The organism is Candidatus Egerieousia sp. (assembly GCF_056211015.1).
In genome coordinates this window covers 1-22,376 of sequence record NZ_JBAELF010000051.1, presented here as the reverse complement: position 1 = coordinate 22,376, position 22,376 = coordinate 1, and the positions used below count along the sequence as shown (strand labels likewise).

Below are 22,376 nucleotides of genomic sequence, written 5' to 3'. Positions count from 1 at the left end.
AATAGCAATAATCGGCTGATTTTCAACGGGTTGAAAGTCGAGTATGCAAAGTGATGAAAAATTTTTGAAAAAGTTATATCAGGGTGGCGAAAGCCCCGCGCTTCCCTCAGTTTTAAATCAGGTCAGGGGTACCTGAGTAGTTACCATTATTCAAACATTTCATACATTGCGGATTGTTGTTTGCTCAAGGCGGATAATAATTCGTAATTTTGCATTATAAGAACTGTTCCGTGACAAAAAGAATTATCATATCAAGAGGAACCGAACTTCTGAGAGTGCCGGCGGACTGCCTTATGTACGTTTCATCGGACGGCAACTATTCCAATGTGGTTACCACAGACGGAAAGTCACGTCTTGTCACTTACCAGCTCGGGCAGATTGGAGACGCAATCAGCAATCAGCTGGGCGATGAAGGAATGGAATTCCTGCGTTTAGGAAGAGGCCTTATTGTCAATACACAGTACATATACTTCATTGACATTGCAAAGCAAGAACTGATACTCTCCGATTTCAGGGGAAATTATCATGAACTCTCAGCTTCCAAGGAAGTTCTTGGCAAACTGAAGAAATATATTGAATCACTTGATAAAGAGGATAATGATTGACATTGATGACAAAATAGGAGATGATGAACTGCAAGTTCTGGGCCTGCCAAAGCAACAGGACAAAGGCGGCTCCGGAGGCAATGGGAACAATTGGCTCTGGAAGCTTATTGCATTTGTTCTATTATGTACCACGATAGTTATTATCTGCATATCCAGATGTGACAACAAGCCAGAAATCAGCGTTAAAGCAGTTGATACACTATCGCAGGTGGAGGAAATTAAACCAGTTGAGCCCAAGAAGCCTCTGGGAAGCTATCCTGACAATGGTGAGGCTTATATCGAGCACATTGCCAAGGAAATCAATGACATAGTTCTGGATATATACATACCTCACAACGCAGAGCCGAAACTGGCTGTTGGTCGCCTGGACAGGAATGACCGGAACATACTCTTTGCCGCGCAAGCTGCTGACATACGCGCTGACAATCACAAGATTACAGGAGCATACGTTCTTGCCGGCCAGCCATTGTGCTGGGGACTTTCAAAGAAGGGTTATGTATCAATCATTGATGGGAAAATCACAATAGGCGTGTCTGAGAATTCACCTCTGTTCGAAGAGGCTACTGAAAAAGACGGCTACTTCTTCAGACAGTATCCACTTGTTAACAATGGAGTTCTTGTTGAGAACGAACCTAAAGGAAAAGCAATAAGAAAGGCGGTATGCAGCAGGGGAGAGGAGGTATTTGTTGTTTTCACCACGAGCAAGGAATCAATGCACGATTTTGCACAGGCCCTGGTTGACCTTGGAGTTGATAACGCAGTATATCTTGTTGGCAGCCAGTCCAATGCATTCATGCGCGAACGTAACGGAGAATATCATCGTCTCAACAATAAATGGAGAAAAGAAGCAAGATATACCAATTATATCGTCTGGTTCAAGCAATAACTGACTCCAAACAGGCTTGCAAAAGTTTCTGAGGGGAATATCAGGAGAAATAAGTATATTTGCAGTTTATTGAGGAAGGTTTTCCTTGATTACATTATTGAATTGAACAATTAAATTACTGCAAATACTATGGAGATTCCTGCAAAGTACAGTCCGGCAGAAGTTGAGGACAAATGGTATGAATATTGGGTTGATAAAAAATTCTTTCACTCAGAACCGGACGCCAGACAGCCTTACACTATAGTTATTCCACCACCAAACGTTACCGGTGTGCTTCACATGGGGCACATGCTGAACAACACAATCCAGGACGTGCTCATAAGGCGCGCACGTATGACAGGCAAGAACGCCCTCTGGGTTCCCGGTACAGACCATGCTTCAATTGCAACAGAGGCAAAGGTTGTTAACCGTCTTGCACAGCAGGGAATCAAGAAACGTGACCTCACCCGCGAGCAGTTCCTCAAATATGCATGGGAATGGAAGGAGGAACATGGAGGCATCATTCTCAAACAGTTGCGCAGACTTGGTGCAAGTTGCGATTGGGACCGCACTGCCTTTACAATGGATGAAGTAAGAAGCGAATCCGTACTCAAGGTGTTCGTTGACCTTTACAGGAAGGGACTTATCTATCGCGGTTTAAGAATGGTAAACTGGGATCCAAAGGCCCAGACAGTGCTTTCAACAGAGGAAGTAGTTTATAAGAATGAAAAATCAAAACTTTACTATCTGCGCTACTATGTAGCTGATGCTCAGGAGAATCCTGTAAAACCAACGGGAGCAGAAGGTGAAGTTCTCCATAAGGATGACAAAGGTTACTACGCAGTTGTAGCCACAACCCGTCCTGAAACCATCATGGGTGATACAGCAATGTGCATCAACCCTAAGGATCCTAAGAACCAGTGGCTCAGAGGCCATAAGGTTATAGTACCTCTGGTTGGCAGGGTGATTCCTGTAATCGAGGACCGCTATGTTGACATTGAGTTCGGTACAGGCTGTTTGAAGGTAACCCCTGCACACGATGTGAACGACTATGCTCTTGGAAAGACACACAATCTTGAAACCATAGACATCTTCAACCCCGATGGCACACTCTGCGAGGCTGCAGGCCTTTACATTGGAATGGACAGGATGGATGTCCGTAAGCAGATTACCAGGGACCTTGCAGACGCAGGGCTTATGGAGAAGGTAGAGGACTACGATAACAAGGTTGGATATTCGGAGCGCAACCCTGACACAGCCGTTGAGCCAAGACTTTGCAAGCAGTGGTTCCTGAGCATGAAGCATTTCGCAGACATAGCTCTTCCACCTGTACTTGAAGGCAAGATCAAGTTCCACCCTAACAAATACGTAACCACCTACAGGAACTGGCTGGAGAACATCCAGGACTGGTGCATCAGCAGGCAGCTCTGGTGGGGACACAGGATTCCAGCATATTTCCTTCCAACCGGCGATGGTGAAGAAGAGAGATACGTAGTTGCAGAATCACTTGAAGAAGCTCTCGTAGAAGCCAGAAAGATAGCAGGCTATGAAAACATCAAGGCAGAAGATCTCAAGCGTGACGAGGACGCCCTTGACACCTGGTTCTCAAGCTGGCTCTGGCCTATAAGCCTTTTCAACGGAATCAACGACCCTGATAACAAGGAAATCAAATACTACTATCCAACCTGTGATCTTGTAACAGGACCTGATATCATATTCTTCTGGGTAGCAAGAATGATAATGGCAGGAGAGGAGTATATGAAGGACGTTCCTTTCAGCAATGTATATTTCACAGGTATTGTACGTGACAAGCTCGGCCGCAAGATGAGCAAGCAGCTTGGCAACTCACCGGATCCTATCAAGCTTATTGAGCAGTACGGTGCGGACGGCGTACGTCTTGGTATCCTTCTCTGCACATCAGCTGGAAACGACATTCTATTTGACGAAAGTCAGGTTGAGCAGGGCCGTAACTTTGCCAACAAGATATGGAACGCATACAGGCTTGTGAAAGGATGGGAGAGTGATGATGCCATTGCACAGCCGGAACACAGCGCACTTGCAATCGAGTGGTTCAACAATCTGCTGAACAAGACCATAAGCTTCATGGACGACTGCTTTGGCAAGTTCCGCTTGAACGATGCAATAATGAGTCTGTACAAATTGTTCTGGGATGATTTCTGCGCAATGTATCTTGAGATTGTGAAACCAGCATACGGAGAGAAGATAGATGGTGCAACATACAAGGCTTCACTTGGATTCTTTGATTCACTTCTCAAGCTTCTGCATCCGTTCATGCCATTCATTACTGAAGAATTGTGGCATAACCTTGAGGAAAGGGCAGAGGGTGAAACAATCATGAACCAGCAGCTTCCAAAGGCACTGGACTGCAACGAAGATCTTTTATCTCAGTTCGCAGTTGCTTCGGAAGTCATAATGAATGTAAGGAACATAAGGCAGAGCAAGAACATTTCTCCAAAGGAGGCTCTGAAACTTTCCGCCAAGGAATTCGAGTCAAACCGTTTTGCTCCTGTAATAAGGAAACTTGCAAACATCAGCGAGATTTCTTACGTAAAGGATTTCGGTGAAATCAACGGCCAGACATTCCTTGTAGGAACCATGGAGTTCTACGTTCCTCTTGAAGGTCATATAAACGTTGAGCAGGAACTAGCAAAGATAAACGAGGACATTGCCTACTATACAAAGTTCCTTGCAGGCGTGAGGGCAAAACTCTCCAATGAAAAGTTCGTTTCAAAGGCACCGGCAAATGTGGTTGCCATTGAGAAGAAGAAAGAGAGCGATGCACTTTCAAAGCTTGAGACCCTTAACGCAAGACTTGCCGCTTTAAGCAAATAAGGACACCTGCTGCCGCCTTTCAAAAAACATTGAATAGCGGCAGCTTTTTTAATGTAAAACGATGCAAGAATATAAAGGCTTGACAGATAAAGAAGTGGAGAATGCACGCAAGAAGTACGGCTTCAACCGCATGACTCCGGCTGCCAGGAAATCCTGGTGGAGTCTTTATTTGGAAAAGTTCTCTGACCCTATCATAAAACTCCTCATTCTTGCTGCAATTCTTTCAATAATCAGTGGAATATTCACAGGACACATTCTTGAAAGCATTGGCATTTTGCTGGCAATATTCCTTTCAACCTTCATTGCGTTCATAAATGAATATGAAGCCGGAAAGGAGTTTGACATACTGAATAAAATCAACGAGGAAAGTCCTGTAAAGGTCATTCGCAACGGCATTGCACATTCAATTCCTAAAACCGAACTGGTTCCCGGAGACATACTGATGCTTGAATCCGGTGACCTGGTTCCAGCAGACTGCAAGGTCCTTGAAAGCCTGGAGCTCTATCTCAATGAATCAACATTCAATGGAGAAAGCAAGCCTGCACACAAGGATGAAGGAGAGACTCTGTATAACGGTACAATTGTAATGCACGGCAACGGAGTTGCACTCGTGGAGCATATAGGTGATGCTTCCACACTCGGCAATACAGCCCGCAAGGCCATGGAGCATACAGGGAATGTAACTCCGCTTCAGAAACAGCTTGATTCCCTGGGTTCATTAATAGGAAAGGTAGGTTTCGCCGTATCGGCCGTACTGTTTGTTACACTTGTTGTACGTTCCTTGATATTCGGCGAGATGTCATTGAGTTTCACCTGGGAAACTGCCTCCATAGTTCTTGGCTTCCTTATGATAGCAATAACTATCATTGTAGTTGCGGTTCCTGAAGGCCTTCCTATGAGTGTGACCCTGTCACTTGCATACAGCATGAAGAAGATGGCCCGGGAGAACATGCTTGTAAGGAAACTTCACGCCTGCCAGACGATAGGAGCGGCTACTGTAATATGTACGGACAAAACCGGAACCCTTACACAGAACAGGATGGCTCTCTCATATTCCAATCTTGAGGAAGAAATGGAGAGCATTCATTTCCTTCTGAACTGCAGTGCAATTGACGGCGTGGGAAGCCCAACCGAACTGGCGCTGATCAATCACAGCGAATCCAAAGGTATCAAACACAGGGATATGCTCAGCCTCTCAAGGCTTGTTTCCAGAATACCATTCTCTTCAAGGACAAAATTCATGGCCTCAGTTGTAGAATACGAAGGCAATGAACTTCTGCTTGTAAAAGGCGCACCGGAAGTCATCACAAAATTCTGTGCAGCGCAGAACAAGGAAAGATTCGAAGAATACCAGGAATTTGCTTCAAAGGGAATGCGGACCATAGCCTTTGCCTCTTGCAGACTTTCATCGGAAATCCAGCTGCCTTCAATTGAAAACGGACTTGAAGCTTTCATTGAAATATGTAAAGCCAACTCATTGACTTACGATGGTTTCTGCGCCATTGAGGACCCTATAAGAAAGGATGTTCCACAGGCGATGGCTGTCTGCGACCAGGCAGGAGTAAGGGTCATAATGGTTACAGGCGACAACAAGGAGACAGCCCTTGAGATTGCGCGGCAGAGCTATTTGATGGATGACACAGGAAAGGTCATTGATGGTGCAGGTTTCAGCAGACTCGATAATGAATCCGCTCAGGAAATGGCGCGTGACCTTAAAGTCATGTACCGCGCCACACCTGAAGACAAATTGAAACTAGTAAGGGCACTTCAACGCAACGGAGAAGTTGTAGCAGTCACCGGCGATGGAACCAACGATGCTCCTGCTCTCAATTACGCCGATGTAGGCCTTGCAATGGGAAGCGGCACTTACGTTGCCAAGGAGGCATCCGACATAGTACTGCTGGATGATTCTTTCTCAAGCATAGTCAACGCCATAAAATGGGGCAGGACCAATTATCTGAACATACAGAAGTTCCTGCAGTTCCAGCTTACCATAAACTTCGTGGCGCTCACGATAGCCCTCATTGGTCCATTCATTGGAATAGACTTCCCGCTCACAGTAACACAGATGCTCTGGGTGAACCTTATCATGGATACCTTTGCTGCTCTGGCTCTTGCAGGTGATGCTGCAACCGACAAGGTCATGCTCAAGAGTCCGCGGTCACTCAACAGTTTCATCATAAACTGGAAAATGCTTGCCAACATTGCAGGAGAGGGGCTTGTTTCAATAATCATCTTGATGCACGTACTTCTTGACATTGACATGAATGATCCGAATGAAATACTGGTACTGAAAAAGCTCACGGTCTTCTTCACAATCTTTGTGATGCTCGGATTCTGGAACATGTTCAATGCACGTACCTTGGGCAACTGCATCAAGTCACCGTTCCACAAACTTGACAGTAACTGGTGGTTCGTGATTGTGGCTGCAATCATACTTGTCTGCCAGATTCTCATTGTGGAATTCGGAGGGGATTTCTTCAGGACCAGCCCGTTGGGAATAAGGATATGGCTGCGCATTATCTATGGAACTCTGTTTGTCCTGCTGTTCGGAGAGGCCATGCGTCTTTTCCAGAAAAGCTGACAATTGCAATTATCCTTATTCTTGCGTATATTTGAAGTTTAGAAAAATTAATTCAATCAGATATGAAGACTTTATTGTTTTTAGGAAACCTTGGTACGGGTGAAATAATAATCATCGCCCTCATTGTTCTTCTGTTGTTCGGTGGAAGGAAAATTCCTGAGCTTATGAAAGGCATAGGCAAAGGTGTGAAGAGTTTCAAGGACGGCGTAAAGGGTATCGAGAACGATATCAATTCAGAAACATCATACAACAAGGACGCCAAGGAAGAGTCATATAAAAAGGACGAGAACAAATAAAAGTGGCTGACGAAGAAAAGCAGATGACCTTCTGGGAGCATCTTGATGAGCTGCGTAAAGTGCTCTTCAGGAGTGCTGTTGCCGTGGTTGTAGTCATGGCAGTGGTCTTCTCTTTCAAGAATTTTCTGTTCGACAATATTATACTGGCTCCAACTAACGGCAGCTTCCCCTTGTACCGCCTCATGGACAAGGTTCTTGCCTTGATGGGGCTGCCTCTTCTGGATGAATTCCATCTGGAAATCATAAATATAGACATGGCAGCCCAGTTCTTCATTCACATTTCAACATCGTTCTACTTTGCGCTTGTTCTCACTGTACCTTACGTTGTATATCAATTGTGGCTGTTCGTGAAACCGGCGCTCTATGAGAATGAAAGAAAGGCTGTTACCGGAGCTTTCGCTTTTGCAGGAATCCTGTTCTACATTGGTCTTCTTGTAGGATATTTCCTTATTTTCCCTCTGACAATACGTTTTCTCGGAACATATCAGGTAAGCGAAACAATCCAGAACACCATATCACTGCAGTCATACATAAACATGTTCGTATGGTTGATACTGGTGATAGGCATTGTCTTTGAAATGCCTTCACTGGCAGCTATTCTTGGCAAGTTGGGCATTCTTCACAGGTCGTTCCTCAAGAAGTACAGAAGGCACGCCTTTGTAATCCTCATGGTGGTGGCGGCCCTCATCACTCCATCGGGAGATCCATTCACCCTGATGGCCGTTGGACTGCCTTTGTACGCATTGTATGAACTCAGCATTGTTGTCTGCAAACCAAGAATTCAGGAATGATATCAATAAACGACCTTACAGTAAGTTTCGGCGGCTTTGACCTGTTCAAGGATGTGAACTTCCACATCAATGATGCGGACAGGATTGGACTTGTTGGCAAGAACGGTGCAGGTAAGTCAACCATGCTCAAGATAATAATGGGCATAAACCATCCGACTTCAGGAATTGTTACCATACCATCGGGGTGTAAACTGGGATATCTTCCTCAGATAATGGAGCATGCCAAGGACAAGAGTGTGTATGAGGAGACTCTCACAGCCTTCTCAGAGCTCAAGGAAGCCCACAGGCAGATAGATGAGATAGGGGAGCAGCTGGCAACCAGAACTGACTATCAGAGTGCGGAATACAATAAATTGATTGTAAGGCTCAATGAACTCAATGAGCTTGTTGCGCTGGAGGAAAGCGAGCCTGTTGAGTCACAGGTTGAGAGGATATTGCTGGGCCTCGGATTCAAGAAAGATGAGTTCAACAGACCTACCAGGGAGTTCTCCCAGGGCTGGAACATGCGAATAGAGCTTGCCAAGATACTGCTCAGGAAACCATCGGTTCTGCTCCTTGACGAGCCTACCAATCACCTTGACATAGAATCCATAGAGTGGTTCGAGTCATATCTGAAAGACTTCAAGGGCAGCATCTTGCTCATTTCCCACGACCGCAAGTTCCTTGACAACGTAACAAACCGCACCGTTGAGATAATGTGCGGCAAGATCTACGATTACAAGGTTCCATACTCACGATACAAGATACTCCGCGCTGAAAGGATGAGCCAGCAGAAGGCTGCGTTCGAGAACCAGCAGCGCATGATTGACAAGACCGAGGAGTTCATTGAAAGGTTCAGATACAAACCTACAAAGAGCAATCAGGTCCAGAGCCGGATAAAGCAGCTGGAGAAGATTGAACGGATTGAGATTGATCAGGAGGACCTCTCCAAGCTGGCAATCAAGTTCCCACCTGCACCAAGAAGCGGTCAGGTTGTCTTCAAGGTCACTGACGCAGAGATAGGATATCCCAACAAGGTGATTCTCAGGAATTCCAATATGATCATTGAAAGAGGGGAGAAGGTTGCTTTCGTTGGAAGGAACGGAGAGGGAAAGACAACAATGATGCGCGTGCTCTGCAAGGAACTTTTCCCTTTTGACGGAGAGGCAACGGTGGGGTTCAATGTTGATCTTGGATATTACGCACAGAATCAGGACGATATACTTGACAAGAACATCACAGTTTACGATACGCTTGACCAGATAGCCGTTGGCGATATAAGGACAAAGCTCAGGGACATTCTGGCGGCATTCCTTTTCAAGGGCGAGGACATTGACAAGAAAGTGGCCGTGCTCAGCGGCGGTGAGAAGGCAAGGCTTGCCATGGCAAAGCTCATGCTCAGACCTCACAACCTTCTGGCGCTCGACGAGCCTACCAATCATATGGACCTGCTGAGCAAGGACATTATCAAGCAGGCACTTATGGCTTATGACGGTACACTGGTGATAGTATCGCATGACCGTGATTTCCTCGACGGACTTGTTAACAAGATTTACGAGTTCAAGGACGGCAGAGTCAAGGAACATCTCGGAGGCGTGAACGACTTCCTGGCGCGCAAGAGGCTCGACAACATGCACGAGCTGGAAAGAGCGGAGGTGAAAGCAAGCGTGCCTGAAGCACCTGTAAAAGCAACTGCAAAAAACACTGAATCACAGCAGAATACACAACAGTCAACACCTAAGGCTCCAAAGCTTTCGTACGCAGAGCAGAAGGAACTTGCCAGGATAGAGAACAGGAAAAAACAGAAAATCGCCAAGCTTGAAGAGGAGATTGCTTCAATGGAGGAACAGTTGGCTGCAATCGAGAAGGAGCTTGAAGGCGATGCAAAGCCCGACAATCTCATGAAACTTTCAGTCCAGTATGAGGAAATTAAGAACAGGCTGGACAGAAAGATGGACGAATGGAGTTCACTAGCATAAAAAAATCAATACAATATGGAAAATCAGGAAAAGGTTAATTACATATATGGAATGCATCCTGTGCTTGAAGCAATCAACGCAGGCAAGAACATTGACAAGGTTTATCTCAAGAGCGGACTTGAAGGCGAGAGTTTCAGGCAGCTTCTGAGCCTGATGCAGAGCAAGGGCATAGCTTTCCAGTTCGTGCCAGTCCAGAGACTCGACAGAATAACCAAGGCCCGCCATCAGGGTGTGATTGCACAGCTGCCTTCAATTGAGTATTCTACACTGGAACAGGCGGTTGAGTACGCAACATCAAACGGAGGTCTTATTCTTGTACTCGATGGTGTAAGCGACGTACGAAATTTCGGAGCAATTGCCAGAAGTGCCGAATGCGCAGGATTCAAGTCAATCATTCTTCCTGCAAAGGGCGGCGCTTCAATCACACCTGATTCAATAAAGACTTCGGCCGGCGCGCTTCTGAGACTTAACGTTTGCAAGGTACCTAATATCAGGACCGCACTTTATTATCTGAAGGAAAGGGAATATACCATAGTCAGCGCATCTGAAAAGGGCAGCAAACTCATTTACGATGTGGATTTCTCCAAACCTGTGGCGATAGTAATGGGCGATGAGCATAACGGAGTTTCCGATTCTGCTCTCAAGCTTTCAGACGAGATTGCCGCAATTCCTATGGCAGGCGGCATTGGTAGCCTTAATGTGAGTGTAGCGTCCGCAATAGTAATGTACGAGGTAGTCCGCCAGCGCCGCAATGCTTAACACTTTTCTTATAGCCATATTCACCGCGATAAGCGTGATATCCTTCAACATACGGGTTGGAGGGGCTCCTGATGGTGCGAATTCCTGGGAAAACAGAAAACCGGCCACAATTGCAATGATTGAGGACCAGAAGCCTGATTTCCTTACGATACAGGAAGGCATGGAAGATCAGATGCGTTACATAGAGCAGTCCTGCATTGCTGAATATCAGGTAATTGGTATAGCACCTGACTCACATGGCACAAAAGGCGAACACATGACAATGTTCTACAGGAAAGACAGATTCGAATGTCTGGACTGGGGTACATTCTGGCTCTCAGACACTCCTGACAGGTTTTCTCTGGGATGGGACGGGGCCTATCCCAGAACCGCTACCTGGGCAAAGATGAAAATCAGGAAAAGCGGAGAGATTTTCTTCATTGTGAACACGCATCTTGACCACCTTGGAGTAAAGGCGAGGGAGAAAGGTCTTGAACTTATACTATCGCAGGTGGAGGAAATGAATAAGGAGAAGCTGCCTGTGGTCATTGCCGGGGATTTCAACTGTACCGTAGAAAGTCCTGAGTTACAACCTATCATAGCTTCCATGTCCAATTCAAGGACTCAGGCCTGCAGGAAAGACAGCAAGGCTTCGTTCAATGACTGGGGGAGAACTGCTTCAAACATTGATTTCATCTGGTACAAAGGCTTCAGGAAATGCAGACGGTTCAGGACTATCACCAGACAATACGCGGGAAAACCTTTCATTTCAGACCACTACCCTATAAAAGCGGTCCTTGAATTTTAGTTTGGTCCGATATTAGTACTATGTTTGTCTGAACAGGGCGCAGACTATGGCGGTGGCAGTTGCCACATTGAGGGATTCGCTAGAAACAGCATCCTGAGGATAGGTAGGAATAAGAATACTGTCCGTAATCCTTGCCCTCAATTCCTGAGAAATACCGTTTGATTCATTACCCATTATGATAAGGCCTCTTTTAGGGGCCTTTTCAATTTTACTGTATATGTTCTCACCGTTAAGAAGTGTGCCCCATACCGGTAACTTGTGACTGGCAAATGTGTCTGCCACATCGCATAGATTCGTGTAAATGATTTTCTTGCGGAAAATGGCTCCCATTGTGGCCTGGATGCATTTTGGATTGTAAATGTCAACGCTTCCTTCGTTTGCAAATATGTAATCAAGGCCGAACCAGTCCGCAGTTCTGATGATAGTTCCCATATTACCAGGATCGGATATCCCGTCAAGGCCCATACAGAGGAAGTCGGACCTGTTTGATGAACTATCAAGGGTGGAAGATAAGGAAAATGAAGACCAGTCCTTCTTTTCAACAATGGCCAGGGCAGGGGAGGGGCTGCTCAAGGAACTGATTCTGCTCATTGAATTTTCTCCTATCTCAGAGATTCTGTAAACATCCCTTACCTTGTAATCGGAAGCAAGCGCTTCATTCACAAGTTTCTCTCCTTCAACAACAAACAAGGAATATTCATCCCTGAATTTTTTCTGTGAAAGGGATTTAATGAATTTTATCTGCTTTGCGCTCAATGTAACGGCCATGGCCTGCAATTATAAGTTTGTGCAAAAATAGGCATGTGGCAGTCATTTATCAAATGATTTGGTTAAATTTGTAATTTAGAATTGTTGTGCAGGCATTTGAGCATGAAAAAAGAGCGTTTCCACAGGAGTTTGAAGTCAGCGGCCGTAATGATGGTCATTGCATGTCTGTTTTCATGCAGTGTTACAAAGAATCTTAAAGAGAATGAGTCAATTCTGAGAGCCAACTACATAAATGTAACCAATTCAAGCAGATACAACACCGTTGAACTGTTTCAATATCTGAAACAAAAGCCTAACACCGGTTATATTCTAGGCTGGAATCCATCTGTGAATCTTTATTATAAAAAGAACGGCAAGGGTGGCGGATGGGACAGATTCATTGACAAGAATGCCAGTGCTCCCGCAATTTACGATGCTGAACTGGTTGAACAGTCCGTGAACAATCTCAAAGACCATCTGAAATATGAAGGTCTGTTCGATTCAAGAGTTGACACGGAAGTGGTCACAAAGAATAGGAAGACCAGCGTAACGTACAATATTACTCTTGGAAAGCATTATGTGATTGACAGTGTTGAATATTTTGTCCCCGATGGTACTATTAAGGATGATTTCTACAGGCTCGGTCTTGATGAATACATTCCCAAGGGAAGCTTTCTTTCAGAATCATCGCTGGAAAGCATTTCAGAGAATCTTGCGCAGGCTCTCAGGGACAACGGCTATTTCTCGGTTACAAAGAATCATTTCTCATTCATTGCAGATACCTTGAGCTATGACGGGCACGCAAGCCTTGAAGTGCATCTCAAGAATTATACCAGGAACGAATCGGAAGAAAATGCCATAAACCACAAAAGGCACGCATTCGGCCGGATTGATGTAATAATCAACAAGAACAACAGCAACACAGGTCCTGTGGTTTCAGACACAACGGACATGGACAATGAGAACTACAGGGGACTGCACCTGCACTACAAATCGCCTGTGTTGATAAGACGCTCTGTGATTGACAGATATATCAGGATGAATGAAGGTGACATATATTCAGATGCAGACGTTTCAAGTTCATATAAAAGTTTCACGGATCTGGGTGTTTTCTCTTCGGTGAACGCAACTTTGACCAATCGTGATTCCTCTACTGTGGATACGAAGTTCGAGTTGAATTCATCGCCTCTGCAAGGCTACAAGCTAAATCTGCAGGCATCTGTGAACTCCAACGGACTTCTTGGTATAAGTCCTAACATTTCATACTACCACAAGAACATATTCAAGGGAGGTGAGAAACTTACGGTTTCCGTAATGGGTGACTTTCAGTTCCACACGCACAACAACATTCACTCCAACGAGTTTGCTGATGCTATAAACCTGTCATTCCCGGACTTTGTTCTTCTTCCCAAGAGCTGGAACATGCGCGTGGTTCAGCCTAGAAGCGAGCTGGCATTCTCTCACGATTTCCAGTACAGGCCTGAATACACCCGTATGCTTCTTTCACTTTCATACGGTTATACCTGGATGTCAAAAAGCAGGAAGTTCCAGTTTGCCTTCAATCCCCTGTCCGCACGTATAACAAAGATGTACAACATATCCGATGAATTCATGGAGAAACTGAAGGATCCGTTCCTCAGGGATTCATATATGGATCACTTTGATCTTGGTATGACATCAAGCATACTGTACAATTCCAATCCTTCGGCAAACCAGAAACGCAGCTATCATTATATAAGAATCCTCAATGATTTGAGCGGAAACATTGTGAGTGCATTCAGATCTTTGATGAAAAGCGATGAAGAAGGTAAAAAACTTATCTTTGAAACACCATACGCACAGTACTTCAAGACTGAAATATCATACGCCAGAACTCTTCGCTTCGGACATAATGACAATCAGCAGTTTGCCTTGCGAGTTCTTGTAGGAGCCGGTACCGGATATGGCAACAGCAACACTCTTCCATTTGAAAAAAGATTCTGGGCAGGTGGTGCATACAGTCTTAGAGGGTGGTCTGCAAGATCTGTTGGCCCGGGTGCAGCACAGCTTGATACAACATTCAGTATTCCTAGCCAGACAGGTGATGCAAGGCTGGAACTGAATGCGGAATACAGGTTCCCTATAGTCTGGGTGCTGGAAGGTGCGTTGTTCGCAGATGCCGGAAACGTCTGGAACTGGGACAAGAACACAGAAGATACGGAGGAGGCCCAGAAAGGAGTTTTCAGATTCGATACATTCTACAGGCAGATAGCATGTGACTGGGGTCTCGGGCTCCGCTTGAACCTGAAGTTCGCCATTCTCAGACTTGACTGGGGCTTTAAAATATACGAACCAGGCAAAGACCGTTGGATGGGGGTCTCTGACTGGTTCGCTAAAGGCCAGAATGCCTTACAGTTCGGCATTGGCTATCCTTTCTGACAACTATTTGAACTCTACGCTTCCGAAGAATTCAGGAGTGTGGAAATTCGGTTTCTCAAGCAGGATTGGATTCCAGCTCAAATAATGTGGATATGCTGTGTTGTCACCGCAATGGTAGAAGTTCGCTCTTATGCTTCTTCCCTTCAGCGGCTTGACTTCGCTTCTGAAATACGCTTCGTAAGGAATGGCCACAGTCATTGTGTATTCAATGAGAGTACCTTTGGCCTCCTTGTCTCCAAAAGGCTCGCTTCCAAGACTTGAATGCCTTCTGATAAGTGCGAGTGTTTCCTTTTCTGCACGCACTCTGTTCTTTCTGTCAACACCGCTTCCAAGTATACCGATTCCAATACAGTTGAGTTCAAGATTGTAATACATCTGATCGTTGCCGGGAATGCAGAAGAATTCAAGGCAGCTGTCTGTCCAAGGCTGAGCTACAACATCCTCTCCGAATGTGGCGCGCACGCATTTCTCAGCAACCCTATACTGAATGTATATTTCCCTGTTTTGATCTGAATAAGCAATCCTGAAGGCTGAAAACGGATTATAGCCGGAGTTTCTGTCAGGCCATTGAGCATGGTCAATAGGGTAGAAGGGAGTGTTGGCCTTTTCAAATGCCGCATCAATCTCCTCCCAGGAAGGTTTGCTGCTGTTGAACTTGAGTTCGTAAGCTGTTGCTTTTCTGCTTATGTTTTCCATATTGCTTGAAACGACTTGTGCCCGGCTTGAAAAAGCAAGGCACAAGATTATGATTGTTGAAAATATATTACGCATCATCAGTCCTCGAATTTATACTTTACGAAGAGCTCCATTGCCTGATATTCAGCCATTCCAAGCTTGTCATAAAGGATGGCGGTGTTACGGTTCCTGTCCTCGGCTCTCTGCCAGAATTCGCGTGGATCTGAACCCGGGAACAAAGGTCTGTCCTTCTGTGACTGGTGCTTGAAGATTGCCTCACGCTTGATGGTAACTTCCTCAGGTGAAAGTGGAACTGCCATCTCGGCCTCTGCAACATCCCATTCCTGCCAAGCGCCTCTGTACATCCATACGTGGCAGTCCTTGATCCAGTCATTGCCCTCGGCGCGGAGTTCCCTCCAGGCCTGGAGAACAGCCATGAAGCATACTCTGTGTGTTCCGTGAGGATCTGAAAGGTCGCCTGCCGCAAAAATCTGATGAGGCTGAACGTCCTTGATAAGTTTCTTTACAACGTCAACATCCGCTCTTCCAAGAGGATTCTTCTTCACGCCACCTGTCTCGTAGAAAGGCAGCTCGAGAAAATGCACTCTCTCCTCAGGGATGCCGAGATATCTGCAGGCTGCTCTTGCCTCACCGCGTCTGATGACAGTCTTTATGTGGCGTACATCCATTGGATCGGCCTCGCCCGGATGTTTCTTCTTGAGTTCCTTCTTGACTTCCTCGTAAACATCCTCGGCCTTCTTTACATCGTAACCGTAAATGTCACAGCTCTCACGTATGAAATCGAGATACCTTACAACATCGTGGTCAAAAACAGCAATGTTTCCTGAAACCTCGTATGCCATGTGGAGTTCGTGTCCCTGTGAAGAAAGACGTGCAACTGTACCACCCATTGAAATCACATCATCATCAGGATGTGGAGAGAACACGATAACTCTCTTAGGGAATGGTTTTGACTTCACAGGCCTTGTTGAATCGTCTGCATTAGGTTTTCCACCAGGCCATCCGCTGATAGTATGCTGAAGATCGTTGAACACCTTGATATTGATCTCACTTGCAAGAACACCGCGCTGGGTGATGAGCTCGCTCATTCCGTTGTCGTTATAGTCCCTGTCGGTAAGTTTGAGTATTGGTTTGCCAAGTTTCTTGCAGAGCCAGAACACAGCCTTTCTTGTAAGATAATCTGTCCACTCGCACTTGCCTGTGAGCCAAGGAGTATCTATTCTTGTAAGAGATACGGAAGCTGCCTCGTCAATGAAAATGTTCAGGGATTTATGGGTCTGAAGATATGATGAAGGCATCTGGTCTATAACATCACCTTCAACAAGTTTCTTGATCATTGAAGCCTTGCCCTCGCCCCATGCCATGAAATAAATCTTGGATGCATCGAGAATTGTTCCTATACCCATTGTGATAGCGTGGTAAGGAACGTTTTCCGTAGCAAAGAAGTCAGATGCGGCAGCAACTCTTGTTGTGTGGTTGAGAGTGATCTGTCTGGTACGTGAGTTGTATGGTGAACCAGGCTCGTTCATAGCCATTCCGGTAGTGATTACAATATCAATTCCACCTGCATTGTGAATCTCCTGCTCATATCCATTGCAGTATGAATCAACATCATCCATTTTCTCAGAATTGATGCAATGTATGTTCTCTGCAGGAATGTCAACCTGATCGAAGAGATACTCCTTGAAGAATCTGTAATGGCTCTGAAGTTCGTTCCTGTCGAGAGGATAGTACTCGTCCATGGTGAAGACTTCAATGTTCTTGAAACTCAGTCTGCCATCCTTATAAGCCTTTACAAGGTCCTCATAAACCTGGACACAACCCGATGAAGCGGAAAGTGCAAGCACGAGCTTCTTCCCGAGCTTGCCCTTTGCGTATGCCATCTGGATGATGTCATCAACAACAATCTGTGAAGGCTCCACCTGATCCTTGAAAATGCTTACAGGCGCCTTCTCATACCTTCTTGAAAAATCTGATGAAAGATTCATATTATGTTTAATTTTAACTCCATACTCTTTTTCTATATTCTACAGCGATGGTTCAGATCACGGCCTTGCGAATCCTTATGAGAGATTCGAGCAACTCCTCAACCTTGTCAAGCTGAAGCATGTTCGCACCGTCTGACTTGGCCTGGGCAGGATTAGGATGCGTCTCCATGAAAATACCATCCGCACCTGCGGCGATACCTGCCTTGGCAACGGTTGAAATAAGCTGTGGGAGACCTCCTGTAACACCGCTGCCAGTATTTGGCTGCTGCAATGAATGCGTGATATCCAGAACAACAGGATATCCAAAGGACTGCATCTGCGGAATTCCTCTGTAATCCACAACCAGATCATAATATCCGAACTGGCTTCCACGCTCGGTAAGCATTATCTTTGAATTGCTGGCGGCAACTTTCTCCGCAGCGAACTTCATTGCGGCAGGGGAGAGGAACTGCCCCTTCTTGATATTCACATATTTGCCTGTAGCAGCGGCTGCTTCAAGCAGATCTGTCTGACGGCAAAGGAATGCAGGAATCTGAAGAACGTCAATACCATACTCAGCGGCCTGTGCAGCCTCTGGAGCGGAATGAATGTCTGTAACAACAGGTATCTGCAGTTCCTCCCTGATCCTTTTGAGGATTTCCAAACCCTCCCTGTCACCAATACCGGTGAAAGAATCACGTCTTGAACGGTTGGCCTTTCTGTATGAAGCCTTGAAAATGAATGGAATCTGCAGTCTGGAAGTGATTTCCTTGAGTCTTCTGGCAATTGAAAAAGTAATTTCCTCGCCTTCTATCACACAAGGACCGGCAAGCAGGAAAAACATATTGTTGCCGTAGTCTTTCAGATTGTTTATTTGAAGCATACTATATGTTTGTATTTGCGCTGCAAATTTAGCAATAATATGCGAATAAACAGGTATTTTAATTTAAAAATGATACTATTTTAATATTTGTACTTAGGCCAGAGCTGCTGCAAACGCTGCTCTATCTGCTTCTCCTTGACATTGTTACCAGGTTCGTAGAACCTTGTGCATTTCAGTTTCTCCGGAAGGAATTCCTGATCCACGAAATTGCCCTCGAAAGCGTGCGCGTACTTGTAATCCTTAGCATAACCAAGTTCCTCCATAAGCTTGGTAGGAGCGTTCCTCAAGTGAAGCGGAACCGGCTGTGCGCCTTGCTTTCTGACTACGGAAAGCGCTGTATCTATCGCCATGTAGGCGCTGTTGCTCTTAGGGGAGGTGGCAAGGTAAATGGCTGTTTCAGAGAGCGGGATGCGGCCTTCGGGCATACCAATGTTCTGAACTGTCTGGAAGCAGGCGTTGGCTAGCAGGAGGGCGTTCGGATTGGCCAGACCAATGTCCTCGCTGGCAAGAATGACCATTCTGCGGGCAATGAAAAGAGGGTCCTCGCCGCCTTCAATCATACGCGCGAGCCAGTACACAGCACCATTAGGGTCAGAGCCGCGCATGCTCTTGATGAAAGCTGAAATGATATCGTAATGCTGCTCGCCGTTCTTGTCATAAGTGGCTATGTTCTTCTGCAAAATGCTTTCAACCAACGAGTTGGTGATTTCAAGCGCTGTACATTCAATATCAGTTTTCAACGGAAGCTTGTGCGATGGAGTTGAGGCCACTATCAAGTCAATGATATTCAGCAGTTTGCGGGCATCGCCACCGGAAAAACGTAAAAGAAGTTCATAATCCTTGATAACAATATTGAACTGCTTGATATACTCGTCCTTGGTAAGAGCATTGACAGCCAGCGATTTAAGATTTTCAGCGCTGAGTTCCTTGAGAACATACACCTGAGCACGGCTCAAGAGGGGAGTAATCACCTCAAAACTAGGGTTTTCCGTGGTTGCGCCTATCAAAGTGAAAGTTCCGTCCTCAACAGCCCCGAGCAAAGCGTCCTGCTGCGACTTGCTGAAACGGTGAATCTCATCAATGAAAAGAACCGCCTTGTTAGTGTTGAACAGATTGCTTTTGCGGCACTTGTCAATGATCTCACGGACATCCTTGACACCGGAACTTACAGCCGACAAGGAATGGAAAGGAAGATCCAGAGAGTGAGCGATTATCTGAGCCAGAGTTGTCTTGCCAACACCCGGAGGTCCCCAAAGAATGAAACTGGAGAGACGTCCGGATTCAATCATGTTCCTGATTATTCCTCCCTGGCCAACAAGATGTTCCTGACCAAGATAATCATCGAGGCAGGTTGGACGCATACGTTCGGCAAGAGGAATATTTGTATTTAACATAATATAAATTGTGTTAATTTTCTATATTGTGCTTATTAAGCTGTTTTACAATCTTCTTTATGATTTTCTCAATCGACTGGTCAGGCTCGATGATATTGTAGTTCTCCCAGAAATTCTCATCGGTGAACGCTTCAACCTTCTCAGTCATATAGTCCCTGAATTTGATTCTGGCATCGTTGTTAATGGTGATCACACCAGGTTTGAAATCAGTTACGGCAATCTCAGAAGTTACGGTAAAAGTGTTTCTGAACAACGAACGTTTCTTTCTTGTTGCAAACCTGACTTCGGACTTTGCATATTCGTAATACCACTTGCCGCCGCTCATCCTGTAGTTTACTACATACTTAGCGCTCATTACTTCAATCCTGGTCTGTGGCGGACGCTTGAGTATGAAAATGGAAACCGCATCGTCACGGCCTTCAACATTTATGGCCATCTCGGTACGGCCGATTGCAAGTGTTTCACTGTCAATGAAAATCTTACCTCGCATAAGGATGTCCTCCACATAAGGCTTCTTTGTAAATTCAATAACGTGGAAGAATCTGTTACCGAGCATCTGAGGAGCAGCGTTCCTGAACTCATAACATAGTCCCAGCTCATCAATTGGAACACCGGCAAAAGGATTCTTTACATTGTCAATCTCCAGAAGCGCGCCAAGGCCACCAACGTACTTTATGAAAAGTGTATCAGTGGAATCGTAGTTCTTGCTGCCGCGGCCTTTGTATATTCCTGCCCTATCGCCGTGGAAAGAACTGTAGGAAGCCTTGTTTATATCCATAATAGCCTCATTCATAGCAAGATACCTACTACCCTTCTTTACCATCTCCCTGTAGAAAGCTACCATTCCAATATTCTCATTGGCGTAATTATCCTTGATCTTCATGATTGCGGCCTTGAGCATCTCCAGCGGATCGTGAGCGCTCACAATTGCAGGATCAAGAATGTAGTTTACAGGTATAATATTTATTTTCAGAGGTTTCTCAGATGTTGTATAATCCTTGAAATCTGATATTTTCAGAACTGTTTCTGCATATCCCAGGTGGCTTACAATAACGTGCCCGCTTTCAGCGTATGATGCAGGAATCTTGAGTGTAAAAATGCCTTCTGAGTTTGTGACATTGGATATGTTGGTGCCTGCAAGTGTCACTGAAGCAAAATGCAGAGGTTTGGAATTTCCATTCACAAGCACTTTTCCGGCTATCTGAACAAATCCAGTCGGCTCCTGAGAATACAGATTCAGGATGCAAAGAAGCATTGCAAGAATAAGAATAATCCGTTTCATGGCCATCAGATTATATATTGTACAAATATAACTTATCTTTGCATAATTGAAAAACTATTATAATGAGCAGGCACAAGAAGAAAAACTTTGAGTTGGAGAACGTTCTGATTGAAGGTATTGCAGCAGAAGGCAATGCGGTTGCACACATAGACGGCAAGGCTCTTTTCGTTCCACAATGCGTTCCAGGTGATGTGGTTAACGTGATGGTATGCAAGGACAAGAAGAAATACATGCAGGGATATGTCACAAAGATCGTTGAGAAATCTCCGAATCATCTCGAGCCTTTCTGCGAGCATTTCGGAACCTGCGGTGGCTGCTCCTGGGAGATTCTTCCATACCCTATGCAGCTTGAAAACAAGAGGCAGCAGGTTGTTGATCAGTTCGTGAGGATAGGTCACCTTGAAATCCCCGAGTCCGGCGTTGAACCAACCCTTGGCTCGGAGAAAATTACCTGTTACCGCAACAAACTTGAATATACCTTCTCCAACCGGCGATGGGTTGAGAACAAGGAAGAAGCAGACTCACTCAGCGATAGTGAAAAACTTGGCGTAGGCTTCCACATAAGCGGCCTGTTCGACAAAGTGCTGGATTTGAAGAAATGCCATCTTCAGCGTGAACCCTCAAATGAAATAAGGCTTTTCATAAAGCAGTATGCCATAGATAACGGACTGAGTTTCTATGATTTGCGGAATCAGGTGGGTTTCATGCGCAACCTTATGATACGAATCACCAGCACAGGAGAAATCATGCTGCTGGTTGTGTTCGGACCCGATGCTATAAAGAACTGCTCCGACTCGAAGTTCACTCCAAAGGCCGAAGCTCTTGAACTTCTCGAAGCCATCAGGGTAAAATATCCTCAAATAACTTCCTTGCAGTACTGCCTTAACCCCAAGTGCAATGATGCGCTCGGAGACCTGCCTTGCGTTGTTTACAGCGGAAACGATGCGGTTTACGAAAAGATGGAGAATTTGTGCTTCAAGATAGGCCCAAAGTCCTTCTACCAGACAAACTCCGATCAGGCCTACAGATTGTACAGCATTGTAAGACAGGCAATCAAGGATAATTATACAAAAGACTCCAAGCCGGTTGTTTACGACTTATATACAGGTACTGGAACAATAGGTCTGTTCCTGTCTCACATGGCTGAAAAAGTCATTGGAATTGAATATGTTCCGGAAGCTATTGAAGACGCAAAAGTCAATGCTCGGGACAACAATATAGGCAATGCTGAATTCATTGCCGGCGATATGAAGGACATACTTGTTCCTGAATTCATAAAGGAACACGGTACGCCTGACATTGTTGTGCTGGATCCTCCAAGAGCGGGCATACATCCTGACGTGGCAAAGGTGCTGCTTGAAACCGCCGCACCGCTTATGGTTTACGTGAGCTGCAACCCGGCATCACAGGCCAGAGACCTTGAAGTTCTATCACAGAAATACAGAATTGTGCGAATTCAGCCCGTGGATATGTTCCCGCATACGGTTCACG

General features: G+C 45.5%; 17 protein-coding genes. 11 read left to right on the top strand and 6 right to left on the bottom strand.

All coding sequences use genetic code 11. The features are described from left to right. Positions 1-230: 230 nt before the first annotated feature. The 9 genes from AC06L3_RS03970 (at position 231) to AC06L3_RS03930 (ending at position 11,498) form a co-directional block, all read left to right on the top strand. Positions 231-605 (top strand): LytTR family transcriptional regulator DNA-binding domain-containing protein, encoded by a 375-nt coding sequence (locus AC06L3_RS03970; RefSeq protein ID WP_475669323.1) that lies wholly within the window; start codon positions 231-233, stop codon positions 603-605. Next, positions 583-1,491, top strand: a complete 909-nt coding sequence (locus tag AC06L3_RS03965; RefSeq protein WP_475669322.1) for a phosphodiester glycosidase family protein — start codon at positions 583-585, stop codon at positions 1,489-1,491. Before AC06L3_RS03970 ends, AC06L3_RS03965 begins: the two co-directional genes overlap by 23 nt. A gap of 129 nt (positions 1,492-1,620) precedes the next feature. Further along, on the top strand, positions 1,621-4,323 hold the full coding sequence (locus AC06L3_RS03960; RefSeq protein WP_475669321.1) for a valine--tRNA ligase: 2,703 nt from the start codon (positions 1,621-1,623) through the stop codon (positions 4,321-4,323). 61 nt (positions 4,324-4,384) lie between these two features. After that, on the top strand, positions 4,385-6,907 hold the full coding sequence (locus AC06L3_RS03955; protein WP_475669320.1) for a calcium-translocating P-type ATPase, PMCA-type: 2,523 nt from the start codon (positions 4,385-4,387) through the stop codon (positions 6,905-6,907). A gap of 62 nt (positions 6,908-6,969) precedes the next feature. Further along, positions 6,970-7,203 carry a Sec-independent protein translocase subunit TatA/TatB gene (locus tag AC06L3_RS03950; protein WP_475669319.1) on the top strand — a complete coding sequence of 78 codons (234 nt, stop codon included), beginning with the start codon at positions 6,970-6,972 and terminating at the stop codon, positions 7,201-7,203. A gap of 2 nt (positions 7,204-7,205) precedes the next feature. Beyond that, complete coding sequence (gene tatC / locus AC06L3_RS03945) at positions 7,206-7,994, top strand: twin-arginine translocase subunit TatC (protein ID WP_475669318.1); 789 nt, start codon at positions 7,206-7,208, stop codon at positions 7,992-7,994. Next, on the top strand, positions 7,991-9,952 hold the full coding sequence (gene abc-f, locus AC06L3_RS03940; RefSeq protein ID WP_475669317.1) for a ribosomal protection-like ABC-F family protein: 1,962 nt from the start codon (positions 7,991-7,993) through the stop codon (positions 9,950-9,952). Before tatC ends, abc-f begins: the two co-directional genes overlap by 4 nt. A gap of 15 nt (positions 9,953-9,967) precedes the next feature. Then, a complete protein-coding gene (gene rlmB / locus AC06L3_RS03935) occupies positions 9,968-10,711 on the top strand; it encodes a 23S rRNA (guanosine(2251)-2'-O)-methyltransferase RlmB (protein WP_475669316.1) in 744 nt (247 codons plus the stop codon). Continuing rightward, positions 10,704-11,498, top strand: a complete 795-nt coding sequence (locus AC06L3_RS03930; protein ID WP_475669315.1) for an endonuclease/exonuclease/phosphatase family protein — start codon at positions 10,704-10,706, stop codon at positions 11,496-11,498. The genes rlmB and AC06L3_RS03930 overlap by 8 nt, the downstream gene beginning before the upstream one ends. A gap of 18 nt (positions 11,499-11,516) precedes the next feature. On the opposite strand, the gene AC06L3_RS03925 is transcribed toward AC06L3_RS03930, so the two are convergent. Beyond that, a complete protein-coding gene (locus AC06L3_RS03925; RefSeq protein ID WP_475669314.1) occupies positions 11,517-12,266 on the bottom strand; it encodes a TrmH family RNA methyltransferase in 750 nt (249 codons plus the stop codon). 102 nt (positions 12,267-12,368) lie between these two features. Here AC06L3_RS03925 and tamL point away from each other — a divergent pair, with 102 nt between their 5' ends. Beyond that, positions 12,369-14,663 (top strand): translocation and assembly module lipoprotein TamL, encoded by a 2,295-nt coding sequence (tamL, locus tag AC06L3_RS03920; protein WP_475669313.1) that lies wholly within the window; start codon positions 12,369-12,371, stop codon positions 14,661-14,663. A gap of 3 nt (positions 14,664-14,666) precedes the next feature. Here the strand turns inward: tamL and AC06L3_RS03915 are convergent, their stop codons facing one another. From AC06L3_RS03915 to AC06L3_RS03895, 5 genes are all read right to left on the bottom strand, one after another. Next, a complete protein-coding gene (locus tag AC06L3_RS03915; protein ID WP_475669312.1) occupies positions 14,667-15,359 on the bottom strand; it encodes a carbohydrate-binding family 9-like protein in 693 nt (230 codons plus the stop codon). 77 nt (positions 15,360-15,436) lie between these two features. Continuing rightward, a complete protein-coding gene (locus AC06L3_RS03910; protein WP_475669311.1) occupies positions 15,437-17,347 on the bottom strand; it encodes a PIG-L family deacetylase in 1,911 nt (636 codons plus the stop codon). 52 nt (positions 17,348-17,399) lie between these two features. Next, complete coding sequence (kdsA, locus tag AC06L3_RS03905) at positions 17,400-18,209, bottom strand: 3-deoxy-8-phosphooctulonate synthase (protein ID WP_475669310.1); 810 nt, start codon at positions 18,207-18,209, stop codon at positions 17,400-17,402. An 80-nt stretch (positions 18,210-18,289) separates the two neighbouring features. Further along, positions 18,290-19,603: a replication-associated recombination protein A gene (locus AC06L3_RS03900; RefSeq protein ID WP_475669309.1), complete on the bottom strand. Its 1,314-nt coding sequence runs from the start codon at positions 19,601-19,603 to the stop codon at positions 18,290-18,292. A gap of 13 nt (positions 19,604-19,616) precedes the next feature. Next, positions 19,617-20,885 carry a carboxypeptidase-like regulatory domain-containing protein gene (locus tag AC06L3_RS03895; protein WP_475669308.1) on the bottom strand — a complete coding sequence of 423 codons (1,269 nt, stop codon included), beginning with the start codon at positions 20,883-20,885 and terminating at the stop codon, positions 19,617-19,619. A 62-nt stretch (positions 20,886-20,947) separates the two neighbouring features. Here AC06L3_RS03895 and rlmD point away from each other — a divergent pair. Continuing rightward, positions 20,948-22,376, top strand: a 1,429-nt coding sequence (gene rlmD / locus AC06L3_RS03890) for a 23S rRNA (uracil(1939)-C(5))-methyltransferase RlmD (protein ID WP_475669307.1), incomplete at its 3' end; no start/stop codon positions are given.